Source organism: Cellulomonas sp. (assembly GCF_015234515.1).
Lineage (GTDB): Bacteria > Actinomycetota > Actinomycetes > Actinomycetales > Cellulomonadaceae > Cellulomonas.
On the sequence record NZ_JADGMY010000035.1, the window covers coordinates 1 to 2,361 of the forward strand.

3 protein-coding genes are annotated in these 2,361 nt (G+C 74.6%); all 3 read right to left on the reverse strand.

Features of this window, described 5'->3' with window-relative positions; genetic code table 11:
* Positions 1-1,227: ABC transporter permease (locus IR158_RS18555; protein WP_291815781.1), on the reverse strand; the 1,227-nt coding region annotated here is incomplete at its 3' end.
* Positions 1,228-1,232: 5 nt separating this feature from the next.
* On the reverse strand, positions 1,233-1,985 hold the full coding sequence (locus IR158_RS18560; protein ID WP_291815775.1) for an ABC transporter ATP-binding protein: 753 nt from the start codon (positions 1,983-1,985) through the stop codon (positions 1,233-1,235).
* Between the two features lie 139 nt (positions 1,986-2,124).
* On the reverse strand, positions 2,125-2,361 hold a 237-nt coding region (locus IR158_RS18565), incomplete at its 5' end, for a putative glycolipid-binding domain-containing protein (RefSeq protein WP_291815778.1).

Consider the following 2,361-nt stretch of genomic DNA (forward strand, 5'->3'; position numbering starts at 1 on the left):
CGTGTACGCCGTGTCGCTGCTGACGGCCACCGTGTCCGGGGCGTCGATGTCGGCGAGAGAGCCCTTCACCACGTCGGGGTCGAGCGCAGCGGTGTCGGCGGGCACGACCCGCAGAGCAGCCGCCTCCCAGGTCTCCGCGCCGTCGTCCACGCTGCGGACCTCTCCCGGGAGGGTCCCGAGCGGGACGGCCGCCTCGACGCCGGGCGCGGCGGCGACCTGCGCGGCCAGGTCCTGCGTGGCGTCCTCGGTCGGTGTGACGACGAGGTCCGTGGCGACGGCCGCGACGAACTCCTGCTCGATGGCGGTCGTCATGGCCCGGTCCACGCTGGTCTGGATGGTGGCCGCGGAGACGACCAGTGCGAGCGGCACGACGACGGTCGTGAGCCGCCGGGAGAAGCCGCGCACGTTGCGGACCGCGAGCATCGTGGCCGGGCGGCCACCGGACGGGTGCGCCCGAGCCACGCGGTCGAAGATCCAGCCGACGAGGACGGGCCCCGCGAGCGCCGCGGCGCCGATGAGCAGGAACGCCGACAGGGACGCCGCCGCGCTCCCGGTCGTGCCGGGGATCCACAGCGGGCTGAACGCCATGGCCAGGCCGCCGAGGGTCATCACCAGGGCGGTGATCCGGCGGCCGAGCCCCACGTGGCGGTCCTCGACGGCGCTCTGCTGGAGCGCCGCGGTCGGTGCGATGCGTGCCGCCTCCCGGGCGCCGAGCCGGCCCACGGGCACCGCGGTGACCGCGATCAGCGCGACGGCGGCCAGGACGGGCAGCGGCGAGAGGTGCGACGCGAAGTCGGGCGCGACCATCTCGCTGCGGACGAGCACCGGGTCGAGGAGCCGGGCGCCGAACAGCCCGGCGACCGCGCCCAGCGGGGCGGCGACGAGCGACACGACGGCCACCTCGAGGGTGACGGAGCGCCGCACCTGCGACGGGGTGGCGCCGACCGCGCGCAGCAGCGCGAACTCACGGCGACGGCTGCGCAGCGCGAGGCTGACGGTCGCCGCGACGACCATCACCACGACGACGATCAGCGTGCCGGCGTAGGAGGTCGAGAGGGAGACCAGGAGGCCTCCGGCGGACGCGTCCCCCTCGCCCTGCAGGCGCAGGCCTGACTCGAAGAGCACGCCCGTGATGGCGAGGACGGCCGCGGCGACGGCCAGGACGACGGCGGTGCCGGCGAAGGCCCCGCGGTGGGCGCGGACGCCCGAGGACGCGAGCTGCCACATCGTGCTCACCGGCCCTTCGTGAGGAGGAGGCTGGCGGTGACCCGCTCAGCGGTGGGGTGCTCGAGCTGGTCGACGACCAGCCCGTCCGCGAGGACGACGACCCGCTCTGCCGCTGCGGCGACCCCCGCGTCGTGCGTCACGATGACGACGGTCTGCCCGAGCTCGCGGGCCGTGTCCCGCAGCACCTGGAGCACCGCGGCCCCGGTCCGGGAGTCCAGCGCGCCCGTGGGCTCGTCGGCGAAGACGACGGCGGGCCGCGTGACGAGCGCCCGGGCGATCGCGACGCGCTGGGCCTGGCCGCCGGACAGCTCGCCCGGCAGCCGGTCCATGAGGTGCGGCACGCCGAGGAACTCCAGCAGCGCCGACTCCCACGCCGGGTCGACCGGGCGGCCGGCGAGCACGAGCGGCAGCCGCACGTTCTCGCCGGCCGTCAGGTGTCCGATGAGGTTGTAGGCCTGGAAGACGAAGCCGACGTGCTCGCGGCGGAACCGGGTGAGGTCGTCGGGTCGCAGGGTCGTGAGGTCATGACCGCCGACGACGACCGAGCCGCGGCTCGGGGTGTCGAGCCCCGCCGCGCAGTTCAGCAGGGTCGACTTGCCCGAGCCGGACTGGCCGACGACGGCGGTCACGGAGCCGGCGAGCAGCTCCAGTGACACCCCGCGCAGGGCGTGGACGGGCTCGCGGCCCGGGTAGGTCTTGTGGATGTCGACGAGGCGGACCGCGGTGCCGGTCGCCTCAACCGTGATGGGCGTGGCCATGATGTGCTCCCCTGGTCGAGATCGTGCTGTCGATCTCGAACTTAGGAACCGGGACGGGCGCCCATCGAGCCCCGGAAGGACGCCCTCCGGAGGTTCCATCCTTCGATGGAGGCCCTCCTCGCCGTCATCGCGCGCCCCGCTAGGCGAACCGCGCCGCGATCCCGGGGTAGTCGAGCACGAGTGCGGTGTCGTCGTAGGTGAGGACCGCCTCGAACCCGCCCTCCGACGTGTACGCGAACCGGTGGTCGTCGAGACGCTGGTAGGTCTGGTCGAGCCGCCGCACGACGAGGTCGGCCGCCTGCACGTAGACGGCGGCGGCGGCGACGACCTCCCCGACGGGCATCGTCAGTCGGTGGACGGGCAGGGTGTTCGTGCA

What these genes read in the sequence shown, in the direction of transcription:
- IR158_RS18560 (WP_291815775.1), bottom strand. Translation starts at nt 1,985, where the DNA reads ATGGCCACGCCCATCACGGTTGAGGCGACCGGCACCGCGGTCCGCCTC.